The 18,512-nt window shown below is 39.0% G+C and carries 8 protein-coding genes; 3 read left to right on the plus strand and 5 right to left on the minus strand.

The window, feature by feature from the left end:
• Positions 1-160: 160 nt before the first annotated feature.
• Positions 161-877, minus strand: a complete 717-nt coding sequence (gene trmB, locus HX129_RS01965; protein ID WP_174492924.1) for a tRNA (guanosine(46)-N7)-methyltransferase TrmB — start codon at positions 875-877, stop codon at positions 161-163.
• A gap of 363 nt (positions 878-1,240) precedes the next feature.
• Here trmB and HX129_RS01970 point away from each other — a divergent pair, with 363 nt between their 5' ends.
• Entirely contained in the window at positions 1,241-1,543 is a 303-nt protein-coding gene (locus HX129_RS01970) for a hypothetical protein (RefSeq protein ID WP_286433459.1), read from the plus strand.
• 76 nt (positions 1,544-1,619) lie between these two features.
• Here HX129_RS01970 and HX129_RS01975 read toward each other — a convergent pair whose 3' ends face one another.
• On the minus strand, positions 1,620-3,488 hold the full coding sequence (locus HX129_RS01975) for a sensor histidine kinase (protein WP_286433330.1): 1,869 nt from the start codon (positions 3,486-3,488) through the stop codon (positions 1,620-1,622).
• Complete coding sequence (locus tag HX129_RS01980) at positions 3,485-4,180, minus strand: response regulator (RefSeq protein WP_130072676.1); 696 nt, start codon at positions 4,178-4,180, stop codon at positions 3,485-3,487. Before HX129_RS01980 ends, HX129_RS01975 begins: the two co-directional genes overlap by 4 nt.
• A gap of 251 nt (positions 4,181-4,431) precedes the next feature.
• Between HX129_RS01980 and HX129_RS01985 the strand changes: the two genes are divergently transcribed.
• Entirely contained in the window at positions 4,432-13,569 is a 9,138-nt protein-coding gene (locus HX129_RS01985) for an ESPR-type extended signal peptide-containing protein (RefSeq protein ID WP_286435966.1), read from the plus strand.
• A gap of 84 nt (positions 13,570-13,653) precedes the next feature.
• Here HX129_RS01985 and coq7 read toward each other — a convergent pair whose 3' ends face one another.
• A complete protein-coding gene (gene coq7 / locus HX129_RS01990) occupies positions 13,654-14,289 on the minus strand; it encodes a 2-polyprenyl-3-methyl-6-methoxy-1,4-benzoquinone monooxygenase (protein ID WP_180045327.1) in 636 nt (211 codons plus the stop codon).
• A 1-nt stretch (position 14,290) separates the two neighbouring features.
• A complete protein-coding gene (locus HX129_RS01995; RefSeq protein WP_286433325.1) occupies positions 14,291-15,610 on the minus strand; it encodes an MFS transporter in 1,320 nt (439 codons plus the stop codon).
• Positions 15,611-15,790: 180 nt separating this feature from the next.
• Between HX129_RS01995 and HX129_RS02000 the strand changes: the two genes are divergently transcribed.
• Positions 15,791-18,508 (plus strand): autotransporter assembly complex protein TamA, encoded by a 2,718-nt coding sequence (locus HX129_RS02000; RefSeq protein ID WP_286433323.1) that lies wholly within the window; start codon positions 15,791-15,793, stop codon positions 18,506-18,508.
• The last annotated feature ends 4 nt before the right edge of the window (positions 18,509-18,512 follow it).

Consider the following 18,512-nt stretch of genomic DNA (forward strand, 5'->3'; position numbering starts at 1 on the left):
AGTTGCAACTTATCTGCAACTAAAAAAGCATAGCACTAACTGAATTTATTGAATATAGCTGAATAATAAAGAAATAAAAAAATACGCTAAATATATAATAAATAGCGTATTTTATATTGTTATTGTAACTTACTAGAACCTACTGAATAACAGTAAACTATTAACTTATTTTCTTAAAAATAAAATCATTAATTTTGTGACCAGCTTCGATGCCACGACGTTCAAATTTGGTTTGTGGACGCCAGTCAGGACGTGGGTAGCTGTTGCCTTTACCTGCTAAGTTTTCTAAACGTGGACGATTGTCTAAAACGTCAAGCATCCATTCAGCATACGGTTCCCAATCTGTTGCAGCATGGAATGTACCGCCAATTTCCAATTTTTCTTCAACCAATGGCATACGATCATGAGAAACAAAACGACGTTTAAAATGGCGTTTCTTTTGCCAAGGATCAGGGAAATATAATTGTACAGTGTTGATGCTATTATCTGGCATTTCACGTAATACTTGGATGGCATCGGCATCTAAAACACGTAAGTTTTTCACTTCGGCCACACCTGCTTCATAGACACATTGTGCAATACCTGGAACATGCACCTCTATGCCAACAAAGTTGCGTTCAGGATTTGCTTTTGCCATCAGTACCAAAGAACGCCCCATGCCAAAACCGATTTCTACCGTTAAAGGACGTTCAGGATGTGGAAAATGCTGACGTAAATCGCCAACAGGGTATTCCAAAATTAGATCACGATGTTGTTCAAGCGCAGATCGTTGTGAGGTATTTAATGGCGCAGAACGGCGCATAAACGTCACAATTTCGCGGTGCTCATGCAAATTGTCTAACTCTACAACTTGCGCTTCAATTTGATCGTTCGACATAAGCTTGGGGATTACCAAAAATTCAAAAGGCGTATTTTAAGACCTCTAATTATCAAGTCAAACTTTTTTGTCATTTATGTAGGGGAAATACTGAGATTTAGCGCGAAGCTGTATATGATATGGCATTTATTAAAATGATATTGCTTAGCAACTGAATAAAATTGATTGAACAAAAAGTCAAAACGATGAAAATATTAAAACTACAATATTTTGCGCTGAGCCTGAGTCTATTAGGTTGTTTCTTTTCAGCACATGCACAATTGATGTTCAGCCAATATAATGTATTGTCTAAAATTATTTTGGATGATGGTTATCGTAACCCAAATAAAGCACTATGCCTGATGCTTCAATGCGAAAAATACTTTGCGAGTAGGGGAATCAAATCCAAAATGTGCATGGTATATCAATGCTAATGAACCTACAGCATTGGATTATAATGAAGAATATAAAACTGAATCTCACAAAGCAGATTTTTATACAGCTGATGCATTCCGTTGCTCAGATCATGAGCCGATCATTGTTGATTTAGATTTTAACTCACCAAGCACACCACAAAAACCTGAAACTGAACATAAAAAAGCGCTTGTGTTTTTGGCGGCGATATTTGTCTTGGCGAGTATAGTGATGATTGCACCGCTTGATAGACGCAAACAATCATCAATTTAAAAAATCTCATATAGATGCCCAAAGAGAGGATGACATCCTCTCTTATCTTTTGGTGTATACACAGGTTGAGTTGGTTTTACAGTTGAATGGATGTACGAATGATGGTTTCTCCTACTGTTGATAACATTTCAAAATCACCGCCTAAGCGCTGCACACGCACTTGCATACTGTGTAAACCGACATGAAAACCTTGCTGTACCGAAGCCGCATCAAAGCCAACGCCATTATCTTGAATTTCTAAAATTAAACATGCTTGTTCATTTTCATATAAGGTCACTTTCACTTCTGTGGCTTGACTGTGTTTGACAATGTTATTGAGAGCTTCTTCAGCGACACGTGCCAAAGTAAGAGATTGAATCATACTTGGTGTGTTTTTCCATGCAGTTGGCATTTGCCATGTTGAATGTATATCCATTTCTTCAAAAATTTGTACAAAACGATGGCGTACGGGAGCTGCCCAAAGTACAGGATTGTCAGGAACTTTAGAGCCAAAGCTAGAACCTGAGTCTATAACTTGACGTAAATCATTACGTAATAGTTTAAGTATCGACATCATTTGTGCTTTGTCGATATTGTCATTTAAATCGAGCAAAATCATTGAACGGGAAATTGAGCCACCTAAACCATCATGCAATTCATGCGCAAGGTTTAAACGTTCTTGGAGTCGCATATTATTGGCTTCAAGTTGATATTTTTTACTTAATGATTGTTCTAAATCTAAGGTAATTGTTTCAACTGTCTTACTCAATTTTTTATTAAATAGCTCCACTTGGTTAATATTTTGTGCAATGCGCCATGCTAAAATACAGGAGATCGCCAAACTGGTCACAGGTGCTGCAAATGGTAACCACAAAAACGCATGAATATTAGCTTGATAGATTACAACGTCATGTAGGCAAATCACTATAAAAATAATAAAAACTGCTGCTAACATAAATATTTCGGCACTACGATTTTTATACGCCAGCCATTGAAAGTATAGGCAGTTGCTAAAAAATACTAAAGCACTATAAATAAAACAAAATAGAAGGGTATTTTTTAAATATTGTAGCGGTACAACTAATAATAAAATAGCGAGGCATATACTGATACCAAACAAGATATATTCTGTTCTTTGATAGCGCTGTTTGGCAAAGCGCCATGAAAATAAACATAAACAGCTTACATAGCCCAATAGAAATATTATATTTAGACGAGATGTCAGCAATGTATCTGTAAATGGCAATGGTTTGGTCATTAAAATATTGCTAATAAATAAAATCCAAAATAGCGATGTTAAAGCAAACCAACCAAAAGCATCTTCCTTACGACGGAATAACCATATAAACAAACCTGTTAAGCCTAAAACCAAAGTAATAATTAGATTAATAAAATAAGTGCTACGTCTTTCAAGAATATATTGTTGGTGCAACTGAGTAATATAATCGACTGAGTTAAACGCAATTGTATTTAAACCTGACGCTTGAGTTTGTACCCCAATGACTTTAATCAAAATTTCATTTGTATCTGGGTTCAGGGTGGAAGCGGGTAAGACCCACATGCGAGGAATATTCCAACTACGTGATAAAGGCTCAACCATAGATTGATCATGCCAAAGGAGTTCATGATTACTATAGACAGCTCCTGCCATGTTAATCCGATCGACAACAAAAGCAGCAGGCTGTGCTTGAGCAACTTTTGAGTGGCAATGACGTTGCCAAAGAATTTTATACCATGCTGTACCTGAGTAGTCTTTCCATGCTAGATCCCAATTGTGTGGCAAAGCTACATTTTCCCATCCTGTTTGAGGAATCTGCTCTGAGTTATTGGCGACTTTAACCACTTGTGTGCTGATGATTTTAAAATCACAGTTATTTAATGTTGTGGGTGTTTCTACCAAAGGCTGTGCATAAGTGAGGTGAAAAATAAAATATAAAGCAAAGCTTAAAATTAGACGTAAAATCAATCTAAAATTCCTAAATTTCGTCCAACATCTACAGCCATAATACGCGTCGATACCGATAATTTTCTATAAATATGTTTGACATGTGACTCTATGGTATAACGAGAAAGATTGAGCTGTTCCGCAATTTCTTTATTGCTTAAACCTTGTGAAACTAAAATTAAAATCTCTTGTTCACGTTTGGATAAAACTTCGGTATTTTCTTGTTTTTTAGTTGATTCAATTGACATGACTTGGCTTGATGATTCATCTAAATGCAATTTTTGTAAGATTTTTTGTGCAATAAAAGGATCAATCGGAGCACCGCCACGAAGTACACTGCGGATAGAGAGCATAACTTCAAGGTTATCTCGTTCTTTTAACACATAGCCTGTTGCACCTGCACTGATCGCCATGAGAATCGCATCTTCTGTACTCCATGCTGACACAACGAGCACTAAAATACTCGGATCATATTTTTTTAAAGTTTTAATAAAATCTATGCCATTGCCATCAGGTAAACCGAGATCGATGAGTGCAAATGAAACAGAATGCCTTTGTAATAAGGAATGGGCTTGTTTTAAATTGGTTGCAAAAAACAAATTTTCAGGCATATAGCCAATGTTGAGTAATATTTCTTTGAGGCGAACTTGGATAAGTGGTTCATCTTCAACAATAATGACAGGAACAGGTAAACTTAACTCATTATTAATCATCACAACTCTCTAATAATTTATTTTCTATACTGTGCCTTTATTCTTATGCTTTGCATATCCCTGAAATTGGGTATTTGATGGTTTTTTGGCGTAATTCAATAAAGTTTAAAGATAATATTGTTATTATTGGGAAATATTAATTTTTATTTATTTTAAATAATGTTAGTCAGAATACCTGATCTCAGGGATATAAAAAATAACAAATATGTACTGAAATAATAACAATTACTACATAAATGGAAGTTTAAGTCATGAATCACATTTTTAAAAAAATTTGGAATAAGTCTTTAGGACGTATGGTTGTTGTGTCTGAAAATGCCAAAAATTCAGGAAAAAAACAGCATACAGAAGGCGGTGTTTCTGAAAAAATTACACAACTCAACAGTGTTCATACATCTGTAGGGTTAGCGGTGCCTTTAAGTCGTACTTTATTGGCAACCACCATGTTGTTACTCGGATTAAATAGCAGTTGGGCTGTGGAATGCTTATCGTCTGTACCACCGTCAAGTCCATCCCTAGATCCTACGAATTTTACTTGTGGTATCAATAATACAACTTTTAATACAGGTAGTACTGCAATGGGTGCAAGCCCTTTTGTGACTTCTACAACACCTGTACTTTCAAAGAGTTATACCTTAAATGCGATAACACATATCAATGGTTTGGCCATTACTTTAGCCAGTAATAACGTAAATTTAACTTGGGCTGATATTTTGGCTAATCCTGCCAATTTAACCCATATTGATGGTAAAGCCATTACACCGATTGAAGCTCAAAATTTATTATTAAAAATGACGCAAGGTGGAAATTTAGCACTTGGGAAAAATAGCACTGCGGTTGGCAATAACAATTGGGCAAGTGGCGTTAATAGTAGCAGTATGGGGTCATCGAATTTAGCTTCAGGTGGTAATTCTAATGCAATAGGGAATAATAATCAGGCTTCAAATACATTGTCTAATGCAATAGGTGCGGGGATTGATACCTCCAAATTAACGAAGGATGTAAATGGATATATTATTGCCATAGATGGTATTCGAGTGAATACTTCAGCTACAACATTGGCAGAATTAAATGCAAATACTTTGTATGAATTTGACCAAACAAGTGGTCTAATTTGGTCTTTTGATAAGGATGCATTTTTAGCACTGATTAAAAATGGTGGTAAAAATATTGCCAATGGTATTGGTGCCAATGCTATTGGAACAAGTAATCATGTTTCGGGAAATTTATCCATTGGTGTGGGTACACTGAATACCGTGAATGGTTTTATGTCATCGACTAGCACGGCGTTTGGACTAAAAAATACTGTGGAATCAGATTCCGATGCGATGGGAACAAATAATATTGTTGGAGACAGTGCATTAGGTGTTGGACGCAATAATTCAGTACAAAATTCTGGTATTGCGGTAGGCCGTAATAATACGGTAGGTAATACAGGTACAGGATTAGGCAGAAACAATATTACAGGCTCACAAGCCAATGCGGTAGGTTCATGGAATGCGGCTTTAGGCGATTTTTCTGTTGCTTTAGGTGGCTCTGGACAATTTACTTTAAGTGCTGATCCAGAATATAACGGTACAGGGGGTACATTAAGTTCTCTTTTTGGGATTCAAATTACCTCAACAGTCACTGATATTGATGATTTAAATGATATTAATCAAATTTCAGAATTTAATGGTTTATCAGGAAATTTATTATCTGATGATGATAAGCGCAATGTGATCGCTTTAGCGCAAAGTTGGCAAGTGGGGAATATTGCTGCAGGTACATCAAGCACTGCACTTGGGCTTAATAATATTGTCGCAGGAACAGAAAGCATTGCTGTGGGATTAGAGAATAAAGCTGAATCGTATCATGATGTTGCTTTAGGTTATCAAAATATTGCCTCTGGGGCTGGAAGTACTGCCATAGGTGTAGAGAATAAGGCCTCCCATTGGGACACCACAGCAGTGGGTTATAAAAATGAGGCTATTGGACAATCGAGTACAGCAATTGGTGCTGAAAATAAGGCGCAAGCAAATTTTAGTACAGCAATTGGGTATCAAAGCGTTGCCAATCATGCCAATGCCACAGCGATTGGTTATCAGGCCGAAACAGACCGTGCAAATAGTGTATCTGTTGGTAAAGCAGGTGCAGAAAAACAAATTACCCATGTGAAAGCGGGTACAGCCAACACTGACGCTGTGAATTTAGGACAAGTACAAACTTTAATTGCCGCCATTCCAACAGGGAGTACGGTTGTAAATGATAACTATGTATTAAGTAATTCTGGTAGTAATGCATTAGGCGTAGCTACAGGCAACCAACATTTGACTGAAAATGATGGAACAACATTAACCAAAGTTGCAGGAATAGACGTTACTGCAAACGGTCTAAATATAGATGATATTATTTCATATAAAATAAAAAATCCTATGAGTGGAGGTTATTTAACCGTTACAGACCCGACAGAACTTGCTGCCTTTAAAAATGCAGCCAAGAAAGGAGGGAACTTGGCTATAGGAATACAAACCAATGCAGTCGGTATGAATAATATTGCTTCAGAATTGATGGCCAATGCGGTCGGTGTGAACAATACTGCTTCAGGAATGTTTGCAAATTCGGTTGGTACTCAGAATACATCTACAGGTTTTGCAAGTACTGCAATAGGTTTTGGAAATCAGTCTACAGGCTTTGTAAGTACTGCAATGGGTTTTGGCAATACGTCCGCAGGCATTCTTTCAAATGCGGTGGGGAATAGCATTACGAATATACCTAAAATGCGGGTTGAACTCGATTCAAATAATGCAAAAAGAATCACAATAGATGGTATTGATGTTATTACGCAGAATGATATCACCGATCCTAATGCGCAGAATGTTGCTCAAACCTTGACTGCTACGGATATCGATACAATTAACGGTCAAAGTTTGAGTTTAGAAGAAAAACAAATTTTTATAGATTTGCTACATAACCAACCCCCTCGTTTTAATGATGCTTATGGCATGTTGTCGAATGCATTAGGCGTAGGCAATATTGCTTCAGGTACACAAAGTAGTGCCATGGGTGTACAAAATACTGCATCGGGACATATGAGTAATGCCGTCGGGTTTAACAACCAAGCTACGGCATTAAATAGCAGCGCATTTGGTAGTAACAGCATTGCAAGCCATGAAGGTGCTACAGCATTGGGTAATGGTTCAGAAACTGACCGAGTCAATAGTATATCGGTAGGTAAAGCAGGTGCAGAAAAACAAATTACCAACGTCGCCGATGGTACACAAGCTAAAGATGCTGTGAACTTATCACAGGTACAAAGTCTTATTGCAGGTGGTGGTGCAGGGCTTGCAGTTTTGTATGATGCAGCCACAAAAGACACTGTAACGCTAGGTGGTACAGCAGGTACAAAGCTGACTAATCTACAAGATGCAACTTTAGATACCGCATCAATGGATGCGGTAACAGGTAAACAGCTAAATACAACCAATACCAATTTGGCTGATTTAACAGACATCGTGACTGATACCGCAACAGGCTTGGCAACTAAAGCATCAGCAGCCGATTTAACCGCAGGTTTAGCAACAAGAATTGGTTATGATGCAGGCAATGTAGACAAAATTACCCTAGGTGGTACAGCAGGTACAACCATTAGCAATGTGGCGGACGGTACGCAAGCCAAAGATGCTGTGAACTTATCACAAGTACAAGGGTTAATTTCAGCCATTCCAACAGGGGGAGCAAATGCGGACAGTGTGTTGTATGACACAGGTTCAAATAAAGCGACAATTACCCTTGCAGGTGGAACAGCAGGCACCAAAATTACCAATCTACAAGATGCAACTTTAGATGCAAACTCAACAGATGCTGTCACTGGTAAACAGTTAAATGCAGCAAAAACAGATATTGCAAGTTTAGATGCAGCGATTAATGACACAGCAACAGGCTTAGCCACTAAAGCATCAGCAGCCGATTTAACCGCATTAAATGATATTGTGACCGATACTGCAACAGGCCTAGCTACTAAAGCATCACAAGCCGATTTAACCGCAGGTTTGGCAACAAAAATTGGTTATGACAGCAGCAACACCGATGTGATTACGTTGCGAGGTGTTAATGGTACAACCATTTCTAACTTAACAGCAGGTGTAGCAGATACCGATGCGGTAAATGTTAAACAGCTTAAAGACAGTAAAACCAAATACTTTGGTGTGAACTCTACTAATACAAGCACAGGTTCTAATGTTAATGGTGAAATGGCGACAGGTATTGGTTCATTAGCTGTTGGGGTGAGAAGTCAAGCCTCAGGGGATTGGAGCAGTGCGGTGGGGTGGGAGAATAATGCTCTAAGTGTAGGAAGTGTTGCAATAGGTAATATGAATACAGCGGATGCAAGTTTAGATCAACCAATAAACCAAGCTGGTTATAGTCCATTTTTTTCTGATGGCTACTCCTATGGTGCAGCAATTGCAATTGGTAGAGTTAATACTGCAACCGGAGCTGGCGCAACAGCAGTGGGTTTAAAAAATACAGCATCTGGTACAGTAAGTAGTGCTTTTGGTACAGGTGCAGTTGCCAATAAAACAGGTGCGCTTGCCTTTGGTGGATGGTATGACCAAAATGCAAATCAGAGTATTGATAATAGAAATTTGACGAACTCAGAAACCGCAGCAGCAACAGGTGTCAGTGCCGTTGCTATTGGCGCAGGCGTGAGTGCAACAGCTGATCGTAGTAGTGTATTTGGGGTGGGTAGTCAGGCAACCGCACAAAATGCCACAGCATTAGGGTTTGACTCATTAGCAGATGAAGCCAATACAGTATCAGTTGGGCGTAGTGGTGCAGAAAAACGCATTACCAATGTGGCAAATGCTACTAAAGGCACTGATGCGGTGAATTTAAATACCCTAAACCAAGCATTGACTAGCGTTACAGGTGGTACAGGTATTACCAAGAACTATGCCCATGATGTCAGTGATAATGCTTTAGGTGCTTATAGTGGTACAGCGCATACAGTGCAAAAAGACAGCACAGGTAAAATTACTGCCATTGATGGTGTAACTGTCACCACGACAGGTGCAGGGACATCCATTGATGATATTACAGGCTTTACTGCCAATGGTGTTCCTGTTACAGATCCAACGCGTGTTGCAAATTTTATTGCCGCAGCAAAACAGGGCGGTAACATTGCAGTTGGGACATCAAGCACCGCTGTTGGTGTACAAAACCTTGCATCTGCTAAAAACAGTAGTGCTGTAGGCTATGCGAATACTTCTGTGGGTCAGCAAAGTAGTGCAATGGGTGCGCATAACTATGTCAGTGGAGAAGGTTCATCTGCAATCGGTGGTGCATCTTCTGTAGCGGGCCGATTGGTTTCTAACAATGGTCCAATGTCATCAACGATGAGTGATATGAATGAAATTGTATTAAAACCTTATGGTTTAGCTACAAATATCACTGAAATTGCAGGCATTACGGTAGCAACCACCGCAAGTAGCTGGGCAGATTTAATCAATGACCCAAGTAAACTGACATCTGTGAATGGCAATACAACCTTAACATTAGCCGAAAAACAAGCATTTTTACAAGGATTACAACAAGGCGCAAATACGGTGATTGGCAATGCAAATAGTGCAATCGGTAGCCAAAACACTATTGTTGGTAAACAAAGTAGTGCAGTTGGTTTTGGTAATAGTGCTTTGGGTGAAAGCAATTCTGCTTTAGGTCTAAGAAACTTTGCAGATGGCAAAGGTAGCAATGCCATTGGTTCAAATAACCGAACATCGAGTACGAGTAAAGATGCGAGTGCGATTGGTGCGGGTAATAGTAGTACAGGTAATTTAAGTAGTGCGATGGGTTCTAACAATACAGCTGTAGGTCAGGGTTCATCAGCCATTGGTAGTAGTTCTCATTTAATGGTCACTTTACCAGCGCCATTGTCAAGTGAGTTAGGTGCTAGAACACCTGCAACGACTACCTCTTCAGGTACTGTAGATCGTATTGATGGTGTGGCAGTTGTTACAACAGCAACAAATTGGAATGATCTAAAATCTAATCCTTCTAAATTGACATCCATCAATGGCGTTACATTAAGTACAGAAAATCAAGCCAGTGTGATTAATAGCCTAAAAACAGGCGGTAATATCGCATTAGGTAAAGCAAGTAATGCAGTGGGTAGCCAAAACATTGCGGCAGCTGAGAATAGCAGTGTATTTGGTGTTGCAAGCATCGCAACTGCTAAAAATGCGACAGCAATTGGTTATAATTCAGTTGCGGATGAAGAAAACACAGTTTCTGTAGGAAAAGTAGGTGTAGAAAAACGCATTACTAATGTGGCAGATGCGGTAAATGCAACAGATGCAGCCAATAAACGCTATGTGGATAATGCATTGAGTTCGATTGCACCGAGTGCTGATGCTGTATTGTATGATGCAGGTTCAAACAAAGCGAAAATTACCCTTACAGGTGGAACTGCAGGCACCAAAATTACCAATCTACAAGATGCCACATTAGATGCAAACTCAACAGATGCGGTAACAGGTAAACAGTTAAATGCCACCAATGATGCAGTTGCCACTAAAGCATCAACCAAGGATTTAAATGCTGGTTTGGCTTTAAAAGTTAATCAAACTGATTTCACAGCATTAAATAATCAAGTAAATGATGCAAATACAGGTTTGGCAAGCAAAGCATCCACTACGGATTTGAATACAGGTTTAACCACAACATTAAGCACTGCCAAAGGCTATACCGATCAAGAAGTTGCGTCAACATTAAGCACTGCCAAAGGCTATACAGATCAAGAAGTTGCATCGACATTAAGCACTGCAAAAGGCTATACAGATCAAGAAGTTGCATCGACTTTAACCACTGCCAAAGGCTATACAGATCAAGAAACTGCATCGACATTAAGCACTGCCAAAGGTTATACCGATCAAGAAACTGCATCCACTTTAACCACTGCCAAAGGCTATACAGATCAAGAAGTTGCATCGACATTAAGCACTGCCAAAGGTTATACCGATCAAGAAGTTGCATCGACATTAAGCACTGCCAAAGGCTATACCGATCAAGAAGTTGCGTCAACATTAAGCACTGCCAAAGGCTATACAGATCAAGAAACTACATCGACATTAAGCACTGCTAAAGGCTATACAGATCAGAAAACCGCAGATGCTGTATTGTATGATACAGGCTCAAACAAAGAACACATTACTTTAGCAGGTACAGCAGGCACGAGCATTAGTAATCTTAAAGCAGGCGTTAATGATGATGATGCTGTGAACTTTGGACAATTAAAGGTGAAAGCTGACCAAAGTACAGTGAATGCGTTGGATGGGCGAGTTACGACCAATACAAATGATATTACTGCTTTACAAAATGGTTTAGTTGGAATTTCAGCGAATGCCGTTGTTTATGACACAGTCAACAAAGATATTGTGCGTCTACAAGGTACCAACGGAACCAAACTGACTAACTTACAAGATGCGACTTTAGATATTACTTCAACCGATGCGGTGACAGGCCGTCAGTTAAATGCCGCCAATAGCAATGTAACGGCCTTAGATACTCGAGTAACACAAACAGAAACAGATATTGGTACCTTGCAAACTAACTTAGGTACGACTCAAACGAATTTGACTACCCTAGATGGTCGTGTTGGCACGGCAGAAAGCAATATCACCAATTTAAAGGGGGATGTGGTACAAGTGCAGTCAGACATTACAACGAATAGCACAGCGATTACAGGTCTAGATACGCGTGTAACACAAACAGAAACAGACATTGATACCTTGCAAACTAACTTAGGTACGACTCAAACGAATTTGACCACCTTAGATGGTCGTGTCGGCACGGCAGAAAACAATATCACCAATTTACAGGGTGATGTAGGGCAAGCTCAAGCAGATCTTTTTAATCTGAGTGGTAATGTTGCAGCGACACAGAACCAAGTGCAACGTAATGAAAATGCATTCGTTTCATCATTAGGAGGAGGAGCCGCATTTAATAATGGCAACTTTGTTGCACCAAGCTTTACGATTCAAAATCGAAATTACAGAGATGTAGGAAGCGCATTGACTGCTGTAGATACGAAGCTGACAAATTTAGATACCCGATTATCTAAAGTTGAAACTACAGGCGGAGTGGCAGGTGCAAATGGTTTAAGTGCGTATGATATTGCAAAAAATAACGGATTTACAGGAACAGAAACACAGTGGCTTAGTTCACTGCAAGGTGCGAAAGGCGATACAGGTGCCAATGGTGTTGATGGCTTGAATGGCAAAGATGGCGCGAAGGGCGATAAGGGAGATCAAGGCTTAACAGGTGTGTCGGGCAAAGATGGTGTAAACGGTAAAGACGGAGCTAATGGTCTTGATGGTTTAAATGGCAAAGATGGTGCGAAAGGCGATAAGGGAGATCAAGGCTTAACAGGTGCGTCGGGCAAAGATGGTCTAAACGGTAAAGACGGAGCCAATGGTCTTGATGGTTTAAATGGCAAAGATGGTGCGAAAGGCGATAAAGGTGATCAAGGTCTTAGTGCTTATGATGTTGCAGTAAAAAATGGGTACAAAGGAACGGAACAACAGTGGCTCAATAGTCAGAGTAATCCTTTGGTTACTGTAAATGCAGATCAAAATAATTTAACTCCTGCACAAGCTACTGGTTCAGGTTCTGTTGCAATTGGTGATAGTGCAGTGGCTTCAGGCAATCAATCTACTTCCATTGGGCAAGGTTCTACAGTCACAGGTCATCAATCTACTGCTGTGGGCAAAGGGAATATTGTGGCTGGTGAGCGTTCAGGTGCTTTTGGTGATCCAAACAAGGTGTCAGGCAATAATAGTTATGCTGTTGGTAATGACAATGCAATTAAAGGTGATGGTACTTTTGTATTAGGAAATAATATCAACACTGAAGCCAAAAATGCCGTGGTTCTAGGTAATAATTCAGCATCAGATCGAGATAATACAGTATCTGTTGGAGCAAAAGATGCTGAACGACAAATCATTCATGTGGCAGATGCAACCGAAGCAACCGATGCTGTGAACTTAAGACAAATGCAAGCAGCTGAGGCAGAAACTTTAAAATCTTCGAAAGAATATACAGATACTCAATTTAATCGTTTAGAGCATGCATTCTCAGACCATCGTTTAGAAACAGATCGTCGTTTCCATGAGGTTGATAAACGTTTTGATCGTCAGGGGGCGATGACAGCAGCAATGATGAACATGGCAAATAGTACTTCAGGTCTTAAAGGGCGTAATCGAGTGGGGGTGGGTGCAGGCTTTCAAGGGGATGAAAAAGCAGTTGCTGTGGGTTACCAACGTATGATTAATGACAATACCAGCATCAGTTTAGGCGGTGCTATGACCGAGGAAGAAAAATCTGGTGGTGTGGGTGTTGGCTTTAGTTGGTAAAACATATTCTACTTGATTTAGATCAAAGAGCATCCTAGGATGCTCTTTTTATTGCTTATTTTAAAAAATTAAAATACAAAACAATTAAATAAAATAACTGGTCTTGGTCATTAGCTTAGAAATCGCAGTCATTGTAATTTTCACTGGAATTGGTAAATCTACCCCACCTGCCTTTAATGCTGTGTCTCGATGATGTAACTCATCTTCATTCATTTGTATCAAAATTTTACGTGAACGCTCATCTTGCGGTGGCAGTTGGCTAATATGATGTTGTAAATGCAAACTCACTTGACGTTCAGTTTCAGCGACAAATCCTAAGCTGTATTTATCTCCTGCGATTCCTGCAATCGCTCCCATACCAAAAGATAAACCATACCAAACAGGATTCAATAAACTTGTGTGACTGTCTAACTCTTTTAAACGATCTTCGCACCATGCCAAATGATCTTGCTCTTCAATCGCAGCAAACTCCATTTCACGGCGTACATTGGGCAATTTCGCGGTCAAAGCTTGTCCATGATACAGTGCTTGTGCACACACTTCGCCACTATGATTGACACGCATTAAACCTGCTACATGACGTGCTTCACTGACAGCAAGCTTGGTTTCAGTGTTTTCAGAAGGATTGCTACGCTGTGCGGAAGTCGTGCCGGGAACTAAACTTCTTAAGGCTTGATCAAAAGAGTGAATCAATTTGTCGATGCCAGTGTAATGACGCATGTTAGTCCTCCAATGTGATTTGAGTTGTTGCGATTAATGGTTTTAAACGCATTAATAACCCAATACAGAATATGCCGCTTAAAATTGCTGTAATGCTAAATAATATTTTAATATTAAGTTTGAGTACACTTAAAATAAGTATAGAGAAAATTGCTGATGAAACCATAAATATCGCATTAAAAATATTGTTAGCAGCAACGACACGAGCGCGATGTGATTTTGGGGTATACGCTTGCATCATGGCATAGAGTGGTACGATATAAAAACCACCACAAATACCAAGTAATGTGACAGCAAGCATGACATGATAATACGCCCAACCTGCTTGAAATACCTCTGCAATGCCTAATAACTCGCCTGTATAGTGTGGAATAAATGCTAAACTTGCCGCAAAATAAAAAGCGAAAACGGTTAAACCGATTGCGCCAATCGGGACCATTTTAATATTGACTTCACGACCACCAAATTTACGGCATAATAAAGAACCCACGCCGATACCAACAGAAAAGAACGTCAATAATAGGCTTGAAACATTTTCATTGGCATGTAAGTTTTGCAAAGTTACTTGTGGAATTTGCGTTAAATAGGTCGCACCATAGAACCAATACCATGAATTTCCTAATAAGACTAAAAATACCAAAGGTAAACTTTTCGCATATTTTATGGTCTGATAACTGGTACGCACAAAATTCCAATCTATTTTTAACTGTGTATTTGAAGTCGGTTGTTTAAGAATAAAAAGACTCGCGACAAAACCTAGTACTGCGATCGCCACAACCGTCAGACTGATCCAAATTAAATTGCCTGCAGAGACAGAAATCACAGCACCGCCTATGATCGTTCCCAATAAAATCGCAATCGAAGTGCCTGACTGAAATAAAGCATTCCCTGACATTAATTCATTCGGCTTTAAAATCTCAGGTAAAATCGCATATTTAATTGGACCAAAAAAGGTACTGTGGGTGCCCATTAAAAACAGTGCAAAAAGTAAAACCCATAAATTGCCCATCATAAAACCAACTGTTGCCAGTAGCATGATGATAATTTCTAAGATTTTAATGGCACGAACCAAAGAAGAACGTTCATATTTGTCTGCAATTTGTCCCGCCGTGGCAGAAAAAATAAAATACGGCAAAATAAATAACAGGGCAGCAAGATTATTTAAAGTGCTAATCGCTGTACCATGTAAATGAATCCAGCCGTAGGTAATCACAAGGAGTAATGAGCCTTTAAACACATTATCATTTAATGCCCCGAAAAATTGGGTCATAAACATGGGCAAAAAACGCCGTGTTGCTAAGATATGTTCATTTTTTTCCATCGGAAAACCATTCATTTAAGTTATATTAAGAAGTGTGGAGATTTAGTAACTATATCGCAAAATCATGTATGATATTTTAACTTCCAAGATAATGTGAAAAACCAAGTGATTTAAGTTGTAGTCTGGGGACGTTCATTACTGTTATTTTCCATTCATATTTTAGGGTGTTTAGAGCTTGCTATGCTAGCAAAAATCAAATTTAAAAAATCAGTGCTTGCACATTGTATGCAGCATATTTTTAGCACAAATGAACGGAATAAACTGTTGTGTGCAAGTGTTTTTTTGAGTGTGTTTTTAGCACAAATTACACACTCTGCGGACAGACCTGAAACAACAGAAACTACAAATACAGTTGCAGGAAATACGCCAGAACAACTTGAAAAAGCGGCAGAACAACAAGGTTTAAGTCAGGTAAAAATTGATAAAATAGACGAGAATGTTGCTGAACTAAATCAAAAAACCATCGCTGTAGATAGCGTGGATATGTTGCAACAACAAGAGCAAGCAGCAGGTCAGTTAAATGAATTTAAACCAATAACGTTTGAACAATTAGAAGAGTTGCCTGATAATACAGTTGATTTAAATTTAGCCAATGAAATTTTTAAAGTCGCAGAAGAAGCTAAAGTCGAGGCACAAAATTTTCGTAATGGGGTAGCAAAAGCACCTGAAATTACAGTCAATGATGCAACACAGCAAGAAATTAGCGAAATTACCCAAGCACCTGTAAATGTTGAACAATTGATGCAATCGATTGAATCAGATAATAAAATTATTGTACAGGAAAATGAATTAGGTAAAACTTTAACCGATCATTCAAACGAGCAAAAAACGGAACAAAAAGAAGCCAATATTTTCAAACGGGCTTTATATCGTATTCGTCCACCTAAATTTGATACGGCAAAAGTCTCTCGAATCAGTGCTGAAGTCGAGGGTGCACCTACAATCCTTGGTGATAATATTAAGGCGAAACTTTCAAGTTTTACCACAGAAGCTTTTTCTGATTTTAATTTTGCAGTTCCACAATTACGTACTTTAGCCAATCAAGCCGCACAAGCAGTAGGTTATTATAATGCACAGTTTAAATTTCAGAAATTAAATGAAAATAAAGTCAAAGTTTTAGTCACACCCAATGACCCAGTAACCATTGAAAAACAAGAGATAGAATATTCGGGTGCAGGACAAAATCTTGCCCAATTCCAAGTGATTCGTGTTTTGCCTGAACAAGAAGAAGGTGACATTTTACATCATGGTTTATATGAAACCACCAAATCACGGATTGTAGATGCTGCCAATAACAATGGTTTCTTTGACAGCTACTGGCGTTTGCATGATGTTAAAGTGACGCAACCACAAAACAAAGCCGAAATTAACTTACGTTATGAAACGGGTGAGCGTTATAAGATCGGTGAAGTTGAATTTAGAATGAGTGATCCAAGCAAGCCATTGCCCATAGATTTAAAAGTCTTAAAATCTATGGCACCTTGGAGTGCAGGAGCAGATTATACCGCTTGGCGTGTAAATGCTTTAGCGAATAACTTAACCAACTCACGTTATTTTAACTACACCTTAGTGGATGCAGTTAAGCCAGATCCAATTGAAAAACCGTTAGAGTTACCGCCTGATTTGCAAGCTTTAGTGGATCAAGAGAAAGTTTCAGAAGCAGCATTTGCAGATCAAAAAGAAACTCAAAAACAGCAATTCTCCGCGAAAGAAGTGACACAAAATGTCGTAGATGAAAAGCAATTTGCAGGGACAAGCACTAGCGAAATCAACCCAAATGCGCGTATTGCACAAGTACAGCAACAAGAAAAACAATCGGAAACAGAGCTATTACAGCAAAAAGCTCGTGACGAAAAAGTCATTCCTGTTATTGTCACTTTAAATGCCGACCGTCTCAATAGTGTGGAAGCGGGTATAGGTTACGGTACGGATACAGGTGTACGTTTACGTGGACAATATCGCCGTGCCATTGTGAACCATTATGGTCATTCATTTGATGCCAATATGGAATTATCACAAATTCGTCAATCTTTTGATGGTCGCTATAACATTCCTTATAACCATCCACTCAATGACTATATTAGTTTAGTCGGGGGATATGAGCGCGAACAACGTGATGGTATCGGGAATGATATGAACTTGGTGATTGAGTCTGCGGTAGCAGGGGCAGACCGTATCATTAAAGGTTCTCGTAAGGAATGGCAACATGTCTTTGGACTGCGTTATCGTTTAGACCGAGTGACCCAATCAGGTATTGTGGACATAGATAAAATTCCTGAAGCATTTTTAGTGCCTGGTGCGAACCAAGAGCAAGAATCTTTATTGGTGGGTTATGAAGCATCGAAAACCAGCAGTGATAATCGTCTTAATCCAACGCGAGGTTTTAAACAATCTTATAAAGTACAACTCGGTAGTGAAAGCTTACTGTCTGATACGGATATGGCAATTGTCAACGCGACGTGGAAAGGATTGTATTCACTCGGGGAAAATGATGATCATCAATTTGTGGCAGGTTTAGAAACAGGCTATATTTTTGCCAAAAAATTTGATCAAGTCCCCTATAACTTGCGCTTCTTTGCGGGAGGTGACCAAAGCTTACGCGGTTTTGACTATAAGAGTTTATCCCCAGAAGAATATGGCTATAAAATGGGCGGGCAAGCTTTGGCTGTAGGTTCTTTAGAATACAATTATCAATTTAAAGAGGGATGGCGTGCAGCGATCTTTAGTGACTTTGGTAATGCCTTTGATGAAAAATTTTCCAATGATCCAGAATATGGCGTAGGGGTCGGGATTCGTTGGAAATCACCGATTGGTCCTATTCGTTTAGATGTTGCATCAGGTATTTCTGATCCTGATCATCCAATTCGTTTACACTTCTTTATTGGTTCACAACTTTAATTCA

Source organism: Acinetobacter sp. 251-1, from assembly GCF_030329305.1.
Lineage (GTDB): Bacteria > Pseudomonadota > Gammaproteobacteria > Pseudomonadales > Moraxellaceae > Acinetobacter > Acinetobacter piscicola_A.

Bases quoted from the DNA above. Each gene is read 5' to 3' on its own strand.
- trmB (WP_174492924.1), bottom strand. From the start codon at position 877: ATGTCGAACGATCAAATTGAAGCGCAAGTTGTAGAGTTAGACAATTTG.
- HX129_RS01980 (WP_130072676.1), bottom strand. From the start codon at position 4,180: ATGATTAATAATGAGTTAAGTTTACCTGTTCCTGTCATTATTGTTGAA.
- HX129_RS01985 (WP_286435966.1), top strand. From the start codon at position 4,432: ATGAATCACATTTTTAAAAAAATTTGGAATAAGTCTTTAGGACGTATG.
- coq7 (WP_180045327.1), bottom strand. From the start codon at position 14,289: ATGCGTCATTACACTGGCATCGACAAATTGATTCACTCTTTTGATCAA.
- HX129_RS01995 (WP_286433325.1), bottom strand. From the start codon at position 15,610: ATGGAAAAAAATGAACATATCTTAGCAACACGGCGTTTTTTGCCCATG.
- HX129_RS02000 (WP_286433323.1), top strand. From the start codon at position 15,791: ATGCTAGCAAAAATCAAATTTAAAAAATCAGTGCTTGCACATTGTATG.